The following is a 19,150-nucleotide window of genomic DNA, read 5'->3' as shown; positions in this document are numbered from 1 at the left end:
TGGAGTGATTGTTACTGAGCCATCTGGGTTAGCTGTAACATCTGGTGCTGATGGTGGTGTAACATCACCAGCTGTAGCTGTACCAACAGGTGATTTATTACCAGCATCATCAGTTGTTGTTGTTGTTACTGGTGTATTATCTTTTACCTTATCTTCTGGAATAGTTACTACGCCTGTATCTGGATTAACAGTTACATCTGTATTTGGAGTACTCCATTTACCTGTATCTGGATCTTTAGTTACAGTTACTGTTTCATCTGTACCATCTGGTTTAGTAAATTTAATCTCAGTCTCGGTTGAATCATCTTTTGGAGTGATTGTTACTGAGCCATCTGGGTTAGCTGTAACATCTGGTGCTGATGGTGGTGTAACATCACCAGCTGTAGCTGTACCAACAGGTGATTTATTACCAGCATCATCGTCACTACCAGTTCCTATAGGCTGTATAGGTGTTGCAAAGCTTGAAGGATTATTATCTAGGTTTCTACTATCGCCATATACATTTGACTCATTGCCACCTTGTGCAAAGTAGCTCTCATTTAGCATAGCAGTGCCTTCACCGCCGCCACCAGCGTTACCACCAGCTGCAGTCTCTTCTAACTGTGTTAGATCTTCACCTGCTAAGATTGCTCTTTGTAGATCAGTTATATCTGTTACTGTATCATTACCAAAGCTAACATTACTTGAAGCACTTTGATCAATTGTCATAGTGTCATTGTCTAAGATACTTACATCTTTGCCATTATCCATAGATAAAACAGCTTTAGAATTTCCTGCAGTTTTAACAACTTCTCCTAGAAATATTGCATCTCCTACTTGAAGTGTTCTTTGGTTACCGTTTGCATCAACTGCTATAACGCTTCCTGTGATTTGTCTAACTGTACCAACTTGAGTTGCCATAGTTTTTTCCTTGAAATTTAAATTTTAATGGATTATATCCAAATGGGGGGGGGTAAGTCTATTGTACCAAAGTACAATATAAAATAAAACTCATATTACATAAGTACTTTAAAGCTTGAAATATAGGGTATTTGTTAGTAGCTCATGGTGTAAAAAATCATGAAAAATTTGTGAAAAAAATGTGAAATTTGTATAAAATTTGATATTTTTTATAAGTAAATTGATCTAGATTTTTAAAATTTTATAGATTTATTCACATTTTCACAAGGTGCGGTTGTGAAATATTAAAACCCCTTTCTACCCCCCCCCCACCCTTTATCTAAAAACATCCAAATACACCTTTTCTTCATTTAACTATTTTTCATCTTTTTTCATTTTTTCGTTTTTTTCTTTTTCATCTTTTATCTTTTATCTTTTATTTCACATCTGCATATCCCAGTTATCTTTTACCTTTCTTGAAATATCTTTTTTAAGTTTTTCTATAGTTGCTCTAAAATGCTCTCCAAATCCCTTAAGTACTGTTGTAAATTTTTCTGTTGTGAGTTTAAGCTCTGATAGTCTGAGTTCATATCTTTGAAGCTTTGATTGACATATTGAATAAGCTCTTTTAGCTCTGTCTTTAAGGATGCTAAGTTCTCGCTCATTTGCTGCTCTTTGGCTAGAGATTCTTCTTTCAAGTCTAGCAATTGCTGATTCAAGCTCGTTATTTTGTTGCTGCTCTCTAGCAAGCTTGTTTGCAAATTCTCTATCTCTTTGCTCTTGCTCAGCTGCTCTTGCAATAAGCAGGTCTTGTCCGCTTCTAGCTGTGTTATCGTTTGTGATTGTGTTGCTAGTTTTTCTGCTACCCTCTTTTTTATGTGATTGTTTATTAATAGATTTATAGATAGCTCCTCGTTCTTTTTCAGTAAGGCTTGCTCCAGTGGTGTCATTTTTGCTGTCATATTCTTCTCCTATATTATTTATTTGTTTTATTGATTGATTGCTATTTAACTCATCTTGGATAAAAAATTTATATTTTCTTCTGTTATGCTCATCTCTTTTTGCTATAAGCTTAGCTACCCTATCTCTGTAATGCTCTAACTCTTTACGCTTGTCTTGCTCTAGGGACTCTTTTGTAGCGGTAGTGTCTTCTTGATATGGATTTGGAGTTATTTGTGTCAGAGTAAAATCACTGCTATATATTCCTTCTTTTAATCTAAATTTGGCATTTGTATTTAAATCTTTTAAGGTTATAGATGATTTAGTTATTCTCAGTATCTCAAACCCATCATTGTGTAAGAAATTTATAAGTTCATCTCTACTGTTTATCTCTGCTCTTACTGCAAGATCTTTGAGTTTATCGTCTAAGGCTTTTATGAAGTTATAGAGTTTTTCATTCTTTTTACTTGCTGATATACTTTGTTGCTTTTTAATGTCATCTGGGCTTGTTAGGCTATACTCTATATTTATAGCTCTTTTTAGATAGTCTATCTTTGTTTGATCGTATTTAGCCATATAGGGATTAAAGCTTTTACCACTTTCTAAGTCTATCTTTGGGATGATAAAATTTAATTCTTTATCAGAGCGCTCTACCCATAATACATTAACCCTATTTTGCATATTGCCAAGCAGTGCCTTTTCAAAGTCATTTATGATTTGAAGCTTTTGAGAAGAGGTTAGTTGATCTTGCTTTTCTTCAAAGCTAAGTACTCCAAAGCAGGTTTTTTGCTTAAAGGGGATTTCAGAGATGATGGCTCTAGTTAGCATCTCACTTCCCTTTAATACCCTAGCACTTCCTTTCTCTACCCTCTCATCTAATAAATAGTTTATACTCCCTAGCCCTCCACCCGTATAGGTAGGTAAAAACTTAACCAACATGGCTTTGTCCTTGAGTGTGATTTAAGGCATTTTTAGGTGTGCTTTCAGAGACTAGATGTTTAGGTATAGTAGTATCTTTAAAATTTATAGCTAGAGGATCTATATTTATGGTATCGTTTAATATTGTTGGCATACTATCGTCTATATGTTTGTTTTTATCATTTGTCTGACTTACTCTCTTTTTACCAAGCTCAGTATAAATTTGCTCTAGCAACTCATTTGTATTTGATATCATAACAAGAGCAATATCATCTAAACTCTTATCACTATTTAGTTTCTTAGCTATCTGATTGATATTTGCTCCAATTTTAGTAAGCTCATATAAAAGCTCTCTTGATAAGGGTGATTTTATATGCCTTGATAGCATTGATGAGAGAGCAAAGCTAGAGAAGCTAATTTTATCTTTTTTTAGCTTTTCATGTATTATTCTCCACTCCTCTTCGCTCATTCTAAGCCTTTTAGTAATTGTCTTATTTGACCTGGTCTTTTTTGATTTGTTATCTGGCATTAGTGCCTCCTTTAAATTCTTTAAAAAAAGAACTGCTTCTTTTAATATAAATTATAACGGTTATAAAAACAAAATGGCGAAATCTACTAAAAAATGCAAATTTTTTAAATTTATATTTTTAGATGGAAAATATTACCTGACAAGGTGGTATTTTTTCGGTAATGAAGAAAGATTTTACAAAGCTATAAAAATGCAGATTTTTTATAGATAGATTTATCTTGTAAAATCTAATCCTACTATTACCCCTGATAGTGTCCTTATATGGTTAGTAAAAATAGCGACATATAAATGAGTAAAATTGATTATAATTTTAGAGTAAATCAGGGGGTAAAACGGGTGGTCAAGGAGGGTGTTAAACCCACCTTGCGAGCACTATTTGTGTGATACTAATCTGTAAGATTTGTAGCCACAAAGAGTATGCTCGCCCTAAGATTAGAATTTATAATATTAGGGTTGGTGTTTTTATATAGATTTATGTTTTTACAAGATATAAATATAAATTTGGTGGATGGGATTAAGATGAAATTTGTAGCTACAATGAGTAGAATATAATTGTGGCTACATTGAGTAGGGATAATGTGAGATGGAAGATTGGATTATTTTTATAAGCAAAAACATATTTATGCAAAAGTAAAAAGGTGTATTTGTTATGACACGAAAAAGATTAAAATTTGCTTTTTACCTTGATTTTTATTTATCATCAAGAAAAAGAGAGATATAATAATGCGTTTGTTTTTTAAAGTGTTACACTATTAGGATAGAGCGATACACTTTTAAAGAAAATATTAAGAAAGGAAAGATCGAAAGTAGGCGCTATAAATGCCCTAAAATACGATGTTCTGGTGTCAAAGGGGAGACTTGAACTCCCGACCTCCGGCTTATGAGAATTACGCCTTTTGCCGTTTTAGTCCCTAAAATTCGCTATTCTTGCAGTATAGCCCTATTGGTGTGCCCTACTTTGTGCCTTTAAGCCCAAATTTAGCTGAAAAAAGACATTATTAACAGCTCTGATTTTTTCGTTTGTGAGCTGTGCTGTATAGTAATATTTATCGCTTACCTCTTGCGAATGACCTGCAAGTTCAGCCACAAACTCTCTGCTTACTCCGTGGTTTCTCAAAATGCTCACAAATGTATGCCTTGTCGCATAAAGCGTCTTATATTCTACGCCGATACTTTGTAAAAGCGGTTTAAAATAACGCTTTGCGATAGCCTTGCCCTCGCTGTATGGTGTGCCTAGCCGTGATGGGAATAACCACTCGCTACCGCTGTCATAATCCTTTAAAATTTCAACCAAATAATCGGCTAAAATCACAAAGCGATTATGATTTTTTATACTATTGCTTTGTAAAATTTGCCCCTTAGTAATGGTGCGATTTACAAAAATTAGCTTATTTTGCCAGTCAATATCGCTGTATTTTAACGCCAAAAGCTCGCCCGTGCGTAGTCCTGTGGTAAAAGCTAAGTGCAAAAAGACATTTAGCCACCCCTTTGAGTGGGTTAAAATCTTTTGCATTTCATCGATGGTGTATGGCTCTTTTTTCTCATTATGCACCCTAAACCCATCAACCAAAAGCAAGGGATTTTTAGGGATTATGTCGTTTAAAGTAGCTTTATTTAACGCCATATTTAGGATATTCTTTACGCGTTTAACGGTAGTAGTTGAATAACTTTTTAGAAGCTCGGTTTGCCACTTCTCTAAATCAAGTGGCTTTATATCATTTAGCCCATAACCTTTAAAATATGGCAAAATAAGGCGCTTTGCTTTTGATATGTAATCATCTTGCACCGCCTTACTGCGCTTGTGTGCACTTAAATTTATGACTTCTAGTAAAAAATCACAAAGCTTAGATGGCTCTTTTACTGCATTTTTTTCATCAATTTTATTTAAAAGAACACTCCAGTAATTACGCGCGATAAATAGTAAATTTTTATTTGTCGCTTGTAAATTAGTAGAGAAGCGGTATCTTTTACCGCCGACAGTACCAAAGACATAGATCATGCCATTTCGTACCTTGTAGCCACCGCTATTTTTCATTATATCTCCTTAACAGTGCAAGGGCTACAGCTTGAGACACCATAATTTTACCATTTTCTTCCCAATATTCAGTCCCAGGGCTAAATTTTCTTTTTAAAAAGCTTGTTATGGTCTGTCTGCTCTTGCCTGTTATGTTTGCTATTTGAGCTACTGACATGCGTTTTGGTAAAAGCAAATTTATAGTATCTCTTAGCTCTAATAATAAGCCTTTAACCTCTAAAAACTCGCTCATGTTTTATCCTTTTTCTCCGTAAATATTTACTAAATCGCGCCTAAATTTTTCTAACCTACGCATAGGTAGCCTAAATAAGATAGGTAAAATTTTATTGTTTATGATTTTATGCCTTTTATCGTGTCTTTCACAAAATTTTATAAGCCTATCTATCGTTTCTAATTCTTTGTCTCTTTCTGGGCTACTCATTTTTATCCTTTCAACTCTCTTAAAATCTCTAACGCTTCCGCTATCTTTTTACGACTATCTATGCACACTGTGCTTTTTCTTTGCAGATAAGCTTGAAGCAGCAAATCAAGGTCGCACAAGATAGTTTCCATATCTCTACACGCTTGTTGCATGGATAAAATTTCTTTTATCCATTTTTCGCGGCTTTTTTTAAAAGCTATCATTTTTTATCCTTTTTCTTTAAAAGTTTTGGATTTTCATAGATATTGCCGAGAACTTCAATCTCCTCAAGACTACTAACAGGAGTATAATCGCCATCTATTAAGTGGCAAATAAATTTAGTATCTTTATGAAAATAATCCACTCTCCCAATAGCAGTAGTGTTATCTTTTATAAACCTACCCTCTATAATATCCCCTTCGTAAATAAGGGTGCCGTTTTTATCCTCTAGCCCAGAGCATTGCATAATCTCTACATTTTTTAATGGCTTTATTATATTGGTATTTTTTGCTTGGTTTAGCCAATAGCTTACTTCGCCATTTTCAAGGTCGATATACCGAGCGTCACGCAACACCCTTAGCTCTTTATCCCATACGCGAAATTTAATCTCTCTCATCTTTTATCCTTAATATTTACATCAAGCTACTTCTATGTTCCGACCTTTTACTTTTTCATAATCAGCTATTTTTTGCTGTAATTTACTTAGAGTGCTTTGTAAGGTTGTGATTTTGCCTTTTAACTTGCCATTTTTGCCAAATAACTCAACAACACTCTCTGGCACCCAGTCATTTAAGGTTTCGTTCACATCGTGAACAGTTTCTGCAAAATTCCAATAAGCCTCCTGAACTTCATCTAATAAATACTCATCTGTAAGCTCTACGCCTATTTCATACTCTTTATCCTGTATGCGTTTATAACCGCTCTGTGATGCTTCATCGCCAAAAGCGTTTGTATAGTCTATGTCTGCCATATCTTTTGCTTCTTGAAGTGTTTCTGCACGAAAGGTTTTTACCATTACTCTCTCATCGGTTATTACTATGTTAAAATTTCTCATTTTATGCTCCTTTTTTTATTTCTAAATTTGTTATGTCTATACCATATGCTTTAAGCCACACATCTTTGTGGTATGATTTTGCTACACCATAATTAGCATCAAAAACATCAATGCGTTCGATTTTTAACTCTTTACTAATTGCTGTTAATTTATGCCAACTATAATTGCCACCTATGGATTTTTCTACTCTTTTTATAGTAGCCCACTCTTTGCTTTTATCTAGCTCTATTTTTAGCCGTTCGGCTTCGCGTGTCGCTGTTGAAGCTGTTGCCATAGCGGTTGCTTCTCGCTTGCTACCTATCCATGCCTTAGTAAGTATCGCTTCATCTCTTTGTTTTAACGCTAATTCTTTTTGCTCCACTTCGTTTGCGTATGCTCTTAATGCGCTAGGCAAATCTTTAGGTAGCATAAAATGTTTATGCGTTTTCTCAAATTCAATAAAATACCGCCTTACTTTCTTACCAATTTCGTTTCGCTCTAGCATTGCAACTTCTTTGGCTATGTCTATGGCTAAGATGTATTCTATCATTGTGGCATTATTCGCCTCCATTTTTTTGTGGAAGCAAATATAATCCGTGTTTTCAACGGCATCTGTCTCATCAAGTCGCTTTTTTATCCATGTTGAAAAATCTTGCTTACTCTCTAAAACTTCGTGTAAATCTCTTGCATTGACTGAATTTATTTCAGCACCATTAAACTCTGTTTGTAAAATCGGGACTAATTCTGTCATTTTATTCTCCTTTCGGCTCTAAGATATTTAAAATTTTAGCTTTCATAGCATTATGATTATTTGCTAGGTTTTGCAACATTACAAATAAATCATAAGCTAAATCAAGCACCTGGTATTCTTGTTCTTTTGTGTCGGTTGAGTATTTAGATAAAAGCTCAGCAAATTTTGCTAAGCTTTCATCATTGCCATCATAAAGCTCGTTTTTCATTTTTGAGCCTTTGTGTGGTAAACCCAAATGCAAGTAGCAATAAAAGCTACTGCCATTAAGACATCTAAAAAATCTGCTGACATAATAAACTCCTTATGGTATAATTACAAAGGGAGTATCGCTAAGGTTTATTAGCCCCCTTGCGGGGGAGTGGATTAAATCCACCCTGTCATTCGCAAAACCCAATAAAGGATTTGCAAAATCAAAGCTAATATCTGCAGAAACTTTAGCATTGATACTCCTTTTGTTTATTTCAAAGCGGATTAAATCCGTTTTGATAAGAGTATTATACCAAAATTATACGGGTTATGTCAATAGTTTAAAGTATTTTATTTGTTTATTTGTAGAAAATAAGCGTAAAATATACGCTTATTTGGATAGTTGTTTTATAATTTCAGATAAAGCGTCAAGCGTTTTTAGTTTATCTTTAAGCTCTAAATTTTCAAGATAAAGTGATAATGCCTTGCTCATTGTTGCTGAAATATTATCAGTTCTTGCTGCCTTACTTACGGCTTCCTCTCCATACCCTATCAACTCCCCAAGCTGTTTATATGTAAGCCCGAGTTCTTTGCAGGTTTGTTTTATTAGATTTTCATCGCTCATTGTTATTCCTTGTCAAAATTAAATTTTAGCTGGTAGTGTTTTGCATATGATTTATTAAAAAGATAAACAAAATCATCCCAATCATCTGCTACTTTCATAAGTGTAATAACCGATATTAGATGTTTATCTAAGTGTGGTATGCCAGTATCTAGTGTCAAGCTTTGATGAAATTTATATAAGTTATTACCGCTTGGGCTTTTTGGTGTTTTGTTGCGTAACTCATCAAGCACACCCTCTGGAAGCTGTTTATATACTATTTCATTTGTTATTTTGCCTACTACTTGTGGCATTTTGTGATGAGCTTTAAACTCCCCCCACTCTTTAAGTCTAAAAATTTGTTCGTAAAACTCATCAGGGAAACGCTTAGTCCATTCTAAAAATTCGGTTGAAATGTATTTTGATAGTATTTTTTGTAGCTCATCTTGCTCTCTTTGGTTTTGATAACCCGTTATTTCATCTACTAGGGCTACGATACCGACTTTTGCAAATGCAGACATTATGTGAAGCAATCTTTTTGCGATTGCGCTTTGGCTATCATTTAAAATCCCTTTATTGTCAGCCATTACATAAGCCTTGCAAACATCAACAAAAAGCTCTGCCTCAAATGGAATAAATGCAGGTCCGACAATACCTGAAATTCTGCCTAAACTTTTTGTATCTGCCCCTAAAATCCATATTTTTAACTGGTCCGATAAAAAAGGTTGTATCCAACCAGCTTTTAAATTTCTAAGCAACGCACCACTTCCACCCCCTTTTAAATCCATAGCCCTAGCAGTTCCACGCAATGATAAAAGGCGGCGCTTATCATCAGTTACATAGCATTCTATAATAATATCATCTGAAATTTTCCAATCGCCCTTATGAGTTACTTTCGCATTTTTTGGCTCTTTAATTAAAATTTCATCTGCCATTATTTATCCTTTTTAATACAAAATTCCTTTTATTATCTCGTGCAACTCATCTTTGCTAATGCTATTTTCAGCTAACCTCACTACAACATCTTCCATATTTACCGCAAAATGCACGAAATATCCCTCTTTGTCGTTTAATTCAAGGAAAAACATGCCTAGATACACAGCAGTTCGTTTGTTACCATCTAAGAATGGATGAAATTTAACACAAGAAAATACTAAGTGTGTGAGTTTATCTAAAAAGGTTGGGTAATACTCATCGTTTTTAATATGCTCTAGTGCAGAGGCTAGATAGCCCAAGCTTACTTCATTGTAGCCTTTTGCACCGCCCATACTATCGATAATCATATCATGAAGCTCAATAGCCTCATCTATGTCAAAATAATTCATTTGTCTTTTAGTCTTTCAAATACAGCTTTTACTTTGGGATTTTGCAAGACCACATTTTTCATCTTTTCTTTTATGATATGGCGCTTTTTATCATCTTTTACAACACTTAATTTTGTTTGCATGTCTGTCCTTTATTCCTTATTTTTAGCCTAGATTATACAAAATTCCCACTTAAAGATAATCTAATATTTTGATTATACAAAATAGGGTGTTTTTCAACTATCAACTATTAGTTGACAGTTGAGTTCTTAAAACGGTATCGTGTCATCATCGATGTATTGGCTGACATCATTATCATACTTAGCATTATTTTGTGTTGGTGCTTTAGTGTATGTTTTGGTTGGTTTGTTTGGCGTATCATTTCCAGTGTTTGGACTACCTAACATCTCAATATTTTCCACACTTACGCTATGTTTTGAGCGATTGTTTCCATAGTTATCCTGCCATTGCTCAAATTTCAAACGCCCTTCCACTAAAAGCTTACTGCCTTTACTTAGATATTGGTTGGCAATTTCTGCTGTTTTGCCAAAGAAAATTAAATCAATAAAACATGTTTCCTCTGCTTTTTGTCCTTGCGTGCTTGTATATTTGCGAGTTACGGCGATACTTGAATTGCCAATACAACTTCCACTCTGTGAATATCTAAGCTCAATATCTTTGGTCAAATTTCCAACTAAAACTACTTTGTTAAACATTGTTTAATCCTTTCTCGATATGTCAAAGATGATAAAATCATCGGTTTGTTGCAAGACGTCTGATTTTTGCGAAATTATTTCATTGCGAAAAAAATCTTGTTTTATGACCGCTTCTGTCTTTTGTTGATCCTTTTAAATTAAATTTTTGTATTTTTTTGTTAAAATGTGTTTTAAGCTAGGACGCCATAAAAATGGCAAAAACAAAGCTTGATTTTATAACCATTGATGATGCTAGGTTTTTAGAAGTTTGTAGGTTATACTTTCTTTATAAAGACCTAAACAACGGTATTAAGTCAGTTTCATCGCGTGGACTGAATCTGCCTGAAACCATAAGTGAGCCTATGAGTTGCTATGCTCTAGGTTACAAGTGGAACAAGGGTACAAAAGGTGGCGATGCAACTGATGAAAACGGTAGCCTAATAGAGATAAAAGCAACATCAAATTTTGATGATGATTTGAGTTCGTTCTCGCCTAACACAAAGTTTGACAAGCTGATATTTTTTAGGCTTAAATACGATAAAAACGAAGCTTATATTTACGACTTAGGACTTAATAGCGATGCTTTTGTAAATTTAAGTGTTAATAAAACACAGACGGTAAAAGACCAGCAAAAACTAGGGCGACGCCCAAGACTAAGTCTAATAAGCTATATAAATCAAAACAACATCCAGCCAGTGGCAATAATTGACATTGTGGCTAGGATAGTTAAAAAATAAGGAGTGGTGCGTCCTAGCCCACTCCACCAAAAAAGCGGCACGCCGCACAAGGGAGCAGAGTATGAAAATAGCCTCATTTTTCGCAGGGGTTGGTGGCATTGAAAAAGGTTTTAACGAAAGCGTTGTCTATGCAAATGAGATAGACGCTAATGCTTGTATAACTTATCAAACCAATGAAAAAACCATTGTCGACAACAAAGATATAAGGCTAGTAAATGAAAATACTTTACCAAAATTTGATACTCTTGTCGCTGGTTTTCCTTGCCAAGCTTTTAGTGTAGCGGGGTATCAAAAAGGCTTTAACGATGAGCGTGGTAACATCTTTTTTGACCTACTGCGTATAATAAAAGCTAACCAGCCTAGTGTGATATTTTTAGAAAATGTAAAAAACTTAGTAAGCCACGATATGGGCAATACCTTCGCCATTATACTTTCAGAACTTGAGAATTTGGGCTATTTTATAAAATATCAAGTTTTAAACGCCTGTGAATATGGCAATACGCCACAAAATAGGGAACGTATCTATATAGTTGGTTTTAAGGATGAAACTGTGTATAGAAATTTTGACTTTCCAAAGCCAGTACCACTAACAAGAACAATCGCTGACATAGTGGATTTTAACGCAAAAGTAGATGAAAGGTATTATTATACACCAAAATCAGCTTTTTACGATGAACTTAAAAAATCTATCACAAAAAGTAATACAATTTATCAATGGCGCAGGCGATATGTTCGTGAGAATAAAAGCAATGTTTGCCCTACACTTACGGCAAATATGGGTACAGGCGGTCATAATGTCCCACTTGTCTTAACAAAGCACGGCATAAGAAAGCTCACACCAAAAGAGTGCTTTATGTTTCAAGGTTTTGGGTCAAATTTTGTACTACCTGAAATCGCAAATATGCACCTTTATAAACAAGCAGGCAACTCTGTTTGTGTAAAGGTAATAAAGCGAATAGCCGATAATATTAAAGTCGCACTAGGTTAGCTTACATTACGCTAAAATTTTGCACGATTAGTCGGCATTTTGTTCCACCAATGTATCAATACTACTTGGGTCATTTAAAAAGGCTTGCACTTGCTCTACATTAAAGCGCATTACAACCCTTTCGGCTTCATTTTCATTTAGCCCGCGCCTCATAAGTTTGCTTTGTAGCTCATCGTGAGGCAGTGGCTCATCTACATTTATGACTGGCACTTCGGCAATCTCTGCTTCTATGGGCTCGCTCTTTTGTGCTTTTAACTCACTGGCTTTTTTAAGCCCTAAACTTGCTATCTCGTTTAAATCAAGTGGCTTTTTATCGCTTGTATAAACTGGAGTTTGTACCTCGCTATAATCAGCCTCGATGTCTTGCACTTCCTCTTTTGTGCGAAGTCCTAAGCGCACCTCTGGGAAAAACTCATTTATAAAAAAGCTTTGCGCGCGGTATTTAAGCATAAGCGTTGGCATAGTTTTCCATTTTGAGCCGTTTTTACCTAGCCAGCCCTCAGCTTGTGCCATTTGCATTGTGATAGTTGTGCCGCGCAGAGTTTGTCCCGTTTGTGCGTCTATTGCTTCACAATATGCGCTTTGTCCGTTTTCGCTTACGATAGTTTGCAAGCGACCTTTTAGCAAACCGCTTGAATTTAGCCTAGCGACTAAAAATTTCGTCTCAAAGCTTGGCTTGCCGTGTATGATAAAAATACTTTGCGCGACTTCAAGCGGGCTTAAATTCATGCGACTTGCTATGTCATAGACGATAATCGCATTTGCTACGCTTACATCGGGTGAGCCTTTTAAATGTTGCGGGAAAAATGCTGTTGAGACAAAAGCCTTCGCTTTGCGTTGCTCTAACTCGAAACGCTCTTTTTCTTGTTCGATTGTAGTTAGTTGGTTCATTTTATATCCTTTTTTCGTAATTTTCTATCGTATTTTTTATAAAAGTGCATAAGCCTAGCTAAGACAAAAGAGCCAACTACTGCACTATCAAAATAAGTATCATCTCTGTCTATTATTTGTATATTGCAACAACATCTTAGTTTTTTATTATCAATTTTTATCTCTCTATATGCTCCATCAAATTTTTCATTACCATTCAAACGGTAATCTCCATAATAAACATAAAAGCTACCATCAGGCGTTTTATTATCCAATATCCCGTATTCTGCCTCAAAGCTATAATTTTTATTATTAAGCACATCTACTAACATGCCATCAAAGACTTCAAAGAATTCCTTTTTTATTTTTCTTTTTAGCTTTTTCTTTAAATACTCTGCTTTTTCTTGTGTCATTTTGTATCCTTTTTTACTCATAAAATTTCCACGCTGGTAAGCTAAGTGTTTGCACTGCTTTAATGCTCTCTCCATCAAAGTTAGCATAACCCCACCACTCGTCATTATCACGACAATATTTATAAAGCTCTAGCAGTTCTAAGTAGCGTTTGCGTCCTTGCTCTAACGCAACTTCATCAAGCTCATAAAAACCCACCATAAAAGGTGCTTTGGTTTCAACAGCTATAAACATAAACTTATTTACTTCTTTGCCAAGGCTTGCTAAAACATCGGTATAAAAGGCGGCTTGAATGTGGTAGTTAAAGTTAGCGACTGACTTAGCAAAACCGCTAGGACTTGCGTCGCTTGTAGTCTTTAAATCAACTATCAACCCCAAAGCTTCGTTGTAAAAATCAGGGCGACACTTTACCGCCACATCGTTAATAGTGCTAAAATAACTCTGTTCTGCCTTGCCATCGCGCAAAAAAGCGGTAGTTTCTCGCATGTCTAGCACGCTCTTTGTGATGCGAGCCACTGTCATAAGTGCGCTAAACTCGATCGCCGTTTTATTTGGATGTAAGGCTAAAAAATCCTCATCTGCTTGTTTGCCGTCTTTGGTGCGTTTATTAAATTTTGGTTTTAAAATATACTCGTTAAAGTAATTTTGGCGTTCTAAAACTAATGTATGCACCAATGAGCCTAAAATAAGCGCTGGCGTTGGCTCACTTTTTAGCTCATTTTTCAGTTTTAAATGCAGGGGGCTTTTTGCCAATAAATCTAAATCAGATTTTGAGATTTCAGCCCTTGCATGGTAGTCTTTGTTGTTTAGTAACATTGCCTTGCCCCTCTTCTCATTCTTACACCAAAAACACCGCTTTTGCTATAAAAGAGCCTGTATCCTGCACGGATAAATTTAAATTTTTGTTCTAGTGTCATAACCTGCTCCTTAAAGTCTATTATCCCAGACGGTTTGCTCTATCTCATCTGTATTTTCAAAGCCAATCAGTGGCTCATAATACCCACGCAAGGCAACTAGCTTACAACTAATCGAATCAATAAGCTTTTGTACTTTGCTCTCATACTCATCGCAAAAAACCGTAAGGCTTTGCTCGAGTTCCTCTTTTTTCATAAAGTCATAGTCTTGACTCTCAATACCGCTCATCTTAAGCCCCCTTGCTGTTTAGTTTTTTTAGTTTTTGATTTGTTTTTGCAATAATTTGCATACGCCGTTCTTCATTTGGACGCTTGGTGTAAGAATTTGCAAGCCTTGCGTTATCCTTTTCGGCTCTTTTTAGTTCGCACAGCATATCATCAAAGCTTGATACAAATGCTTTCATAGCTAACTCCTATAAGCCGTATCAACGACCTTGTCGCCTTGCCTTGCTACTATAAAGCCATCAGCGTTTATATAATAAAACCTGCGGGAGAAATAGCACCCACTAAGACCTTTTATCATTTATGCTCCTTTATTTTATCGCTATGCAAACATCGTTTATAAATGTATCAATAGCGTTTTTAAGTTTGTTTGTTGCCATTTGTAGGTTAGATAGTAAAAACTCGTTGTTTTGCTCATTTTTGTGTTTTAAAATGGTGTTTTTGGCTTTTAAAAGCTCGATTTTTTGATTGTGCTGTGCTATCTGCCCTTTATAGCCGTTTATCTGCTTTTGGTGGCGGTTGGCTTTGTTTATCAAAGTGGCTTCGAGGTCGCTAACCTTATCCACTAAACGCAGGTTGTTCTCTCTAGCGATACGCGCGTTTTCTAGCTCTTTATTGATAGACTTTTCAAGCTCCATTTCAGCCCAAAGACGGAAATTTTTAGCTTGTGGGCTACGGATAAACATACCTAGCTTGATGATACCGCGGAGTGTCCATTTTAAAACTTCTTGCTTACCGCCTTTTGTGTTTGTAAGCTCGTAAATAAAATGGATATTTTCTATGATTTCATCAGTGTGGTTGCGTTTATGGTCTATAACAGTTTGCTTACTTATGCCGTAATGCTCTGAAACATACTCGGTAGTGAATGTTTGGAAATTTAAAATTTCAACTTGTGATATTTGTTGTGAAAATAAAGAATTCATCTTAAACCTTTCATTTTTGAAAATATTTAAGTGAATTGTATATTATTTTTGAAAGTTTGTCAAGAGTTTTTATTCATTTTTGCAATAAAATTTAAAATAAACTTCCGAAAATGAAAATAAAGGGTAACGAAATTTTCGTCCCCCTTATAGTTTTGATACGATTTCGTGGGCTTTTTTGATAGTTTCTAGCTTTGATTTTAGTTCTACATTTTCAAGCAAAGCATTTAAATAAAGCTCGGCTAAGCGCGGCAAATCGCCACCTTTCCATCTAGCTATCGTGCTTTCAGGAATTTCCATCCGCTCCGCCAACTCCCTTTGTGTGATGTTTAATTCTTTGCATACGCGTTTTACAATGTTATCATCCGCTGTCATTTTAGTCCTTTGTAAGTTCAAATTTATCAATATAATTAAATGCTCTATATAAGCCTATCTTGCCTTTTGCGTCCTTATGTATTTCAATATCGCAAATAAAGCGATAGTTGTAAGGGTTTTCTAAAATTTCAGTCTTTAATATCTCATCATCGATTAAAATCGGTATGGCTTTATCGCTTAACTCGTAACAAAATGCTTTAAATTTAACATTTTTATCGGTATTTGTTGTTTGATAAAGCGTGATAGACATCTTATCAAAGACCTTTTTAACCTGCTCTTTGTTTTGGTCATCTCTGATTTGCCTTGCGGTATTTAGCCCTTGTTTGTAGCTTTCTTTGTTGTCTTGATTGATAAAGATGCAGTTGTTAAAAACTGGGCTTGTAAGCTCTAGGCTAACTTTTTCTTTATCTGTTAAGTTTATGATGTTTTCTAAATGTAAAAGCATATTTGGCGTTAAAAATGGGTCTTGTTTGATTTCATCTACACTTCTTTTACCTATGTTTTTGATGTTAGAAAAAAACTCAAAATATGCATTAATGGTAGGCAAAAACTCACCGATAGCCAATGCACCACCGACGCCAAAAACAACCATATTAAAAACATCGCTACCTTTTTCTACACTTTGTAAAGTCGTCTTTGTGCCAGTTATGCCTGTTTGCTTGGATACAAACTCATCAATGGAGTTATTTAACGACAATAATGCGTTTGCTAACGCTGTAAGCTCTAATGGACTATCTTTTTCAATGCGTAGCTTTATAGAGATTTTGTCATCGCTTGTCATATTTTTACTCCTTATCATCACAAACAAAGCTTATTTCGGTATTTTGTAGATAGTCAAACCGCTTAAAAACATTGTCTAGGTCGCTTAATAAATTCGTGTCGTTGTAAAATAGTGCATTGTTACAATTAGGGCAATATTCAAACGACTTTTTGCGTTCGTTTATGTCAAATACAATGCGAGTTTTACAGTGCTTGCACCTGATTTGTATTTCGGTTATGTCTTTGATATTTTTTGTCATTGTTTATCCTTTATAAACTAAGCTAATATTTTAACTAAAAAATATTTAAATTTTTACTCTAACAAAAAAGCAGTAAGTGGCATTAAGGCTATACCGCCCTTGTGGTAGGGTAAATGTATGTAAAGTGGTATAAAGTCAAAAGCTGATAAAATAATCTGGGATTGCCAAAAATGGAGGCATAACATGAAAACATTGATAATATCTTATGACTTGCATAAGCAAGGTCAAGACTATAATAATCTTTATAAAAAATTCAAGAGCTAGGCAATTGGTGGCATTGCCTAGATAGCACTTGGATAATAAAAAGTAGATATTCGGCTACTCAAGCTCAAGAATATCTATCCTCTGCTTTAGATGGTAATGACAAGCTGGTCGTGCTTGAAGTTGCTACATCTTTAGCGGCTTGGCAGGGGCTTAATAAGGAATGCTCTGACTGGCTAAGAGCTAATTTATAATTTGCATTTGTTCCAGACACCCTGACATCTTGTTCTAATCTAAATGGCAACCCTTTTATACTTATAATAGTCCCAGCCTTTATAGTAAATTCTTTTTGTGTTTTCATTGTGTATCCTTTATAATGACTTTATATCACTTTACATAAAATTTTAGTCTTTTTAGCAGAAATTTAAAAACGAGCCTAAAAACTATCCTAAAAGCTCGCTGGCGTTAGCTGTGGCAATATCGCTTCCACAGTGCGCTTCCGATTAAAGCGTGATTAAGTATCAACTCGATACAGGCTCACTCGGTCAAAGCTTCTCAGCTATGAAGCCTATCCTTGGTTGGATAGTGAAATATTACCAAATGTAAGATTAAAACTTACTTAAAGTTATACTAAAAGTAATAAAAAGTAATTTTTATTTATAAAAAATTTGTGCTATAATTTTTAAAAGGATATACTATGAAAATACTAATCTTATTTATAAGTCTTGTAGCTTTTGGTTTTAGTGCTGAAAAAGAGTTTGATTGCTCAAAGCGCTATTGTAAAGAGATGAAAAGCTGTAAAGAAGCAATGTATTACCTTAATAATTGTGGCATGGATAAATTTGACCGAGATGGGGATGGCGTGCCTTGTGAAAATGTTTGCGGAAAAAAGAAAAAACGAAAGTAAAACTATCTTTTTATTTTTAACTTCCTAAATTCCCAAGGCGGTATAGGGTTTTTGTCTTGCCAAAGCCCTAAGCCTTGCTTTTTTGCTTGTATTTCATGAAGCTTATATTTTTTGTCATATTTTACATACGCCCACGCATAACCGTTTAAAACCATTTGCTCATTAATATCATAGTTATTAAAATAGATTGTTCCTACTATTCTTCCGTATCTGTCTTTTTTATGCTCTTGCACGGATACCATTTGCCCTGCTATCATATCGGATAAAAATAATCTTGCCTTGTTGCCGTAAGCCTGCTTTTTCTCTGGTGCGTCTATGCCGTTTAATCTTATTCTGTGTTGAGTGTATGAGTTATCTAGGATAGTTACAGTATCGCCATCTGATACCTTGATGACTTTGCCAGAGAGCGCAAATAATAATGATGGTAGTAAAATAAATAAACTATAAGGCTTCAAAATCTACACCCAAAAATGATTGTATTTTTGTTTTTGAGCTACTAAAAAATAGCTCTGTTTCTTTTATTTTGTTTTTGGCCGAATATTGAAGCTTGTATTTTTTGGGGCTATAATCTTTATATATGTTATAAATTTCTGGCGCATTATCATATGTTAATATCCATAATAAATCATCTAATTTTTTTATGGCCGTACCTAAAATTTGGTGGTCTTCATGATTAAAAAAGTTAGTATATAAGTTTTTACCTTGCTTGTAATATGGCGGGTCAAAAAAGATAAATAAGCTATTTTTATTGACATGATTTTTTAGGTATACATCTATAAATGCATTACAATCAATATTAAACAATTCTATTTTTTCTTTTAAATTAGAGATGTTATTAATTTTTTCTAAAACCTTTTCTTTATTAAATCTAGCATCAATTTTATATTTACCCTTTTGTTCTTTGCCACCTATAACACCTCCTTTTATAATGCCGGATATACTTGTTCTATTTAAAAATAATGTTGCAAAGGCAAGGTCTATACTATACTCTTTTTTACTTGATAGCTCTTTATAAATTTGTTTTTGTTTTTCTCTTTCTTGAATGGTTATTGGCGTTGATATAATTTTTTGGCCAAGTTTTTTTGTGTCATCTAAAACAGCTTTCCAAAACGAATAAATAGCAATATCATAATCATTTAGAATGATTTTATCAACTTTATTTTTTAACAACAAATTTATGGCCACGCCAGAACCACCGCAAAACGGCTCACAATAAATAGGATTTTTTATGTTATTTATTTTGATTGTATTGTATACAAAATCGGTAAGCTTGCTTTTTCCTCCTGGGTAGCGAAGCGGTGATAAATATGCCAAAA

31 protein-coding genes are annotated in these 19,150 nt (G+C 34.6%); 3 read left to right on the top strand and 28 right to left on the bottom strand.

Annotated features, from left to right (window positions below):
• The 16 genes from LQV35_RS06220 to ssb form a co-directional block, all read right to left on the bottom strand.
• On the bottom strand, window positions 1–900 hold a 900-nt coding region (locus LQV35_RS06220; RefSeq protein WP_230057007.1), incomplete at its 3' end, for a retention module-containing protein.
• 420 nt (window positions 901–1,320) lie between these two features.
• Entirely contained in the window at window positions 1,321–2,757 is a 1,437-nt protein-coding gene (locus tag LQV35_RS06215) for a relaxase family protein (RefSeq protein WP_230057006.1), read from the bottom strand.
• Window positions 2,747–3,265 (bottom strand): plasmid mobilization protein, encoded by a 519-nt coding sequence (locus LQV35_RS06210; protein WP_418884445.1) that lies wholly within the window; start codon window positions 3,263–3,265, stop codon window positions 2,747–2,749. Before LQV35_RS06210 ends, LQV35_RS06215 begins: the two co-directional genes overlap by 11 nt.
• A 940-nt stretch (window positions 3,266–4,205) precedes the next feature.
• Window positions 4,206–5,300: a tyrosine-type recombinase/integrase gene (locus LQV35_RS06205; RefSeq protein ID WP_230057004.1), complete on the bottom strand. Its 1,095-nt coding sequence runs from the start codon at window positions 5,298–5,300 to the stop codon at window positions 4,206–4,208.
• Window positions 5,290–5,532, bottom strand: a complete 243-nt coding sequence (locus LQV35_RS06200; protein WP_230057003.1) for a hypothetical protein — start codon at window positions 5,530–5,532, stop codon at window positions 5,290–5,292. The genes LQV35_RS06205 and LQV35_RS06200 overlap by 11 nt, the downstream gene beginning before the upstream one ends.
• A 3-nt stretch (window positions 5,533–5,535) precedes the next feature.
• A complete protein-coding gene (locus tag LQV35_RS06195; protein ID WP_230057002.1) occupies window positions 5,536–5,721 on the bottom strand; it encodes a hypothetical protein in 186 nt (61 codons plus the stop codon).
• Window positions 5,722–5,723: 2 nt separating this feature from the next.
• Window positions 5,724–5,924, bottom strand: coding sequence for a hypothetical protein (locus tag LQV35_RS06190; RefSeq protein ID WP_230057001.1), 201 nt, complete (start codon window positions 5,922–5,924; stop codon window positions 5,724–5,726).
• Window positions 5,921–6,316, bottom strand: a complete 396-nt coding sequence (locus LQV35_RS06185; protein WP_230057000.1) for a YopX family protein — start codon at window positions 6,314–6,316, stop codon at window positions 5,921–5,923. Before LQV35_RS06185 ends, LQV35_RS06190 begins: the two co-directional genes overlap by 4 nt.
• A gap of 21 nt (window positions 6,317–6,337) precedes the next feature.
• Window positions 6,338–6,754, bottom strand: a complete 417-nt coding sequence (locus LQV35_RS06180) for a hypothetical protein (RefSeq protein ID WP_230056999.1) — start codon at window positions 6,752–6,754, stop codon at window positions 6,338–6,340.
• 1 nt (window position 6,755) lies between these two features.
• Window positions 6,756–7,484 (bottom strand): antA/AntB antirepressor family protein, encoded by a 729-nt coding sequence (locus LQV35_RS06175; protein ID WP_230056998.1) that lies wholly within the window; start codon window positions 7,482–7,484, stop codon window positions 6,756–6,758.
• Between the two features lies 1 nt (window position 7,485).
• Window positions 7,486–7,692: a hypothetical protein gene (locus LQV35_RS06170; RefSeq protein ID WP_230056997.1), complete on the bottom strand. Its 207-nt coding sequence runs from the start codon at window positions 7,690–7,692 to the stop codon at window positions 7,486–7,488.
• Window positions 7,693–8,061: 369 nt separating this feature from the next.
• Entirely contained in the window at window positions 8,062–8,295 is a 234-nt protein-coding gene (locus LQV35_RS06165) for a transcriptional regulator (protein ID WP_336245996.1), read from the bottom strand.
• A 2-nt stretch (window positions 8,296–8,297) separates the two neighbouring features.
• The gene (locus tag LQV35_RS06160; RefSeq protein ID WP_230056996.1) at window positions 8,298–9,206 is read right to left on the bottom strand and encodes a P63C domain-containing protein; all 909 of its coding nucleotides are present in this window, start codon (window positions 9,204–9,206) and stop codon (window positions 8,298–8,300) included.
• 12 nt (window positions 9,207–9,218) lie between these two features.
• Window positions 9,219–9,596, bottom strand: coding sequence for a type II toxin-antitoxin system death-on-curing family toxin (locus LQV35_RS06155; RefSeq protein WP_230056995.1), 378 nt, complete (start codon window positions 9,594–9,596; stop codon window positions 9,219–9,221).
• Window positions 9,593–9,718, bottom strand: coding sequence for a hypothetical protein (locus LQV35_RS09095; RefSeq protein WP_268250092.1), 126 nt, complete (start codon window positions 9,716–9,718; stop codon window positions 9,593–9,595). The genes LQV35_RS06155 and LQV35_RS09095 overlap by 4 nt, the downstream gene beginning before the upstream one ends.
• 126 nt (window positions 9,719–9,844) lie before the next feature.
• Window positions 9,845–10,291, bottom strand: coding sequence for a single-stranded DNA-binding protein (ssb, locus tag LQV35_RS06150; protein ID WP_230056994.1), 447 nt, complete (start codon window positions 10,289–10,291; stop codon window positions 9,845–9,847).
• 191 nt (window positions 10,292–10,482) lie between these two features.
• Between ssb and LQV35_RS06145 the strand changes: the two genes are divergently transcribed.
• Together LQV35_RS06145 and dcm are read left to right on the top strand one after the other, a co-directional pair.
• Window positions 10,483–11,007, top strand: coding sequence for a Bsp6I family type II restriction endonuclease (locus LQV35_RS06145; RefSeq protein ID WP_230056993.1), 525 nt, complete (start codon window positions 10,483–10,485; stop codon window positions 11,005–11,007).
• A gap of 61 nt (window positions 11,008–11,068) precedes the next feature.
• The gene (dcm, locus tag LQV35_RS06140) at window positions 11,069–11,995 is read left to right on the top strand and encodes a DNA cytosine methyltransferase (RefSeq protein WP_230056992.1); all 927 of its coding nucleotides are present in this window, start codon (window positions 11,069–11,071) and stop codon (window positions 11,993–11,995) included.
• 27 nt (window positions 11,996–12,022) lie between these two features.
• Here the strand turns inward: dcm and LQV35_RS06135 are convergent, their stop codons facing one another.
• From LQV35_RS06135 to LQV35_RS06090, 10 genes are all read right to left on the bottom strand, one after another.
• Window positions 12,023–12,886: a hypothetical protein gene (locus tag LQV35_RS06135; protein ID WP_230056991.1), complete on the bottom strand. Its 864-nt coding sequence runs from the start codon at window positions 12,884–12,886 to the stop codon at window positions 12,023–12,025.
• Window positions 12,883–13,278 (bottom strand): hypothetical protein, encoded by a 396-nt coding sequence (locus LQV35_RS06130; protein WP_230056990.1) that lies wholly within the window; start codon window positions 13,276–13,278, stop codon window positions 12,883–12,885. The genes LQV35_RS06135 and LQV35_RS06130 overlap by 4 nt, the downstream gene beginning before the upstream one ends.
• A 13-nt stretch (window positions 13,279–13,291) precedes the next feature.
• Complete coding sequence (locus LQV35_RS06125) at window positions 13,292–14,092, bottom strand: PD-(D/E)XK nuclease-like domain-containing protein (protein ID WP_230056989.1); 801 nt, start codon at window positions 14,090–14,092, stop codon at window positions 13,292–13,294.
• 111 nt (window positions 14,093–14,203) lie between these two features.
• Entirely contained in the window at window positions 14,204–14,419 is a 216-nt protein-coding gene (locus LQV35_RS06120) for a hypothetical protein (RefSeq protein ID WP_230056988.1), read from the bottom strand.
• A 1-nt stretch (window position 14,420) separates the two neighbouring features.
• The gene (locus tag LQV35_RS06115; RefSeq protein ID WP_230056987.1) at window positions 14,421–14,594 is read right to left on the bottom strand and encodes a hypothetical protein; all 174 of its coding nucleotides are present in this window, start codon (window positions 14,592–14,594) and stop codon (window positions 14,421–14,423) included.
• A gap of 129 nt (window positions 14,595–14,723) precedes the next feature.
• Window positions 14,724–15,335: a BRO-N domain-containing protein gene (locus LQV35_RS06110; RefSeq protein WP_230056986.1), complete on the bottom strand. Its 612-nt coding sequence runs from the start codon at window positions 15,333–15,335 to the stop codon at window positions 14,724–14,726.
• Between the two features lie 144 nt (window positions 15,336–15,479).
• Complete coding sequence (locus LQV35_RS06105; RefSeq protein ID WP_230056985.1) at window positions 15,480–15,707, bottom strand: helix-turn-helix domain-containing protein; 228 nt, start codon at window positions 15,705–15,707, stop codon at window positions 15,480–15,482.
• Between the two features lies 1 nt (window position 15,708).
• Entirely contained in the window at window positions 15,709–16,488 is a 780-nt protein-coding gene (locus tag LQV35_RS06100; protein WP_230056984.1) for a hypothetical protein, read from the bottom strand.
• Window positions 16,489–16,492: 4 nt separating this feature from the next.
• Entirely contained in the window at window positions 16,493–16,726 is a 234-nt protein-coding gene (locus LQV35_RS06095) for a hypothetical protein (protein WP_230056983.1), read from the bottom strand.
• A gap of 328 nt (window positions 16,727–17,054) precedes the next feature.
• Window positions 17,055–17,288, bottom strand: coding sequence for a hypothetical protein (locus LQV35_RS06090; RefSeq protein ID WP_230056982.1), 234 nt, complete (start codon window positions 17,286–17,288; stop codon window positions 17,055–17,057).
• A gap of 336 nt (window positions 17,289–17,624) precedes the next feature.
• Between LQV35_RS06090 and LQV35_RS06085 the strand changes: the two genes are divergently transcribed.
• Entirely contained in the window at window positions 17,625–17,834 is a 210-nt protein-coding gene (locus tag LQV35_RS06085; protein ID WP_230056981.1) for an excalibur calcium-binding domain-containing protein, read from the top strand.
• 2 nt (window positions 17,835–17,836) lie between these two features.
• Here LQV35_RS06085 and LQV35_RS06080 read toward each other — a convergent pair whose 3' ends face one another.
• Together LQV35_RS06080 and LQV35_RS06075 are read right to left on the bottom strand one after the other, a co-directional pair.
• Window positions 17,837–18,289, bottom strand: coding sequence for a thermonuclease family protein (locus LQV35_RS06080; protein ID WP_230056980.1), 453 nt, complete (start codon window positions 18,287–18,289; stop codon window positions 17,837–17,839).
• On the bottom strand, window positions 18,276–19,148 hold the full coding sequence (locus tag LQV35_RS06075; protein ID WP_230056979.1) for a DNA adenine methylase: 873 nt from the start codon (window positions 19,146–19,148) through the stop codon (window positions 18,276–18,278). Before LQV35_RS06075 ends, LQV35_RS06080 begins: the two co-directional genes overlap by 14 nt.
• Window positions 19,149–19,150 lie beyond the last annotated feature (2 nt).

This window comes from Campylobacter suis, from assembly GCF_905120475.1.
Lineage (GTDB): Bacteria > Campylobacterota > Campylobacteria > Campylobacterales > Campylobacteraceae > Campylobacter_A > Campylobacter_A suis.
Note: the sequence above shows the minus strand (reverse complement) of the source record. Positions and strands in the feature narration are given on the sequence as shown.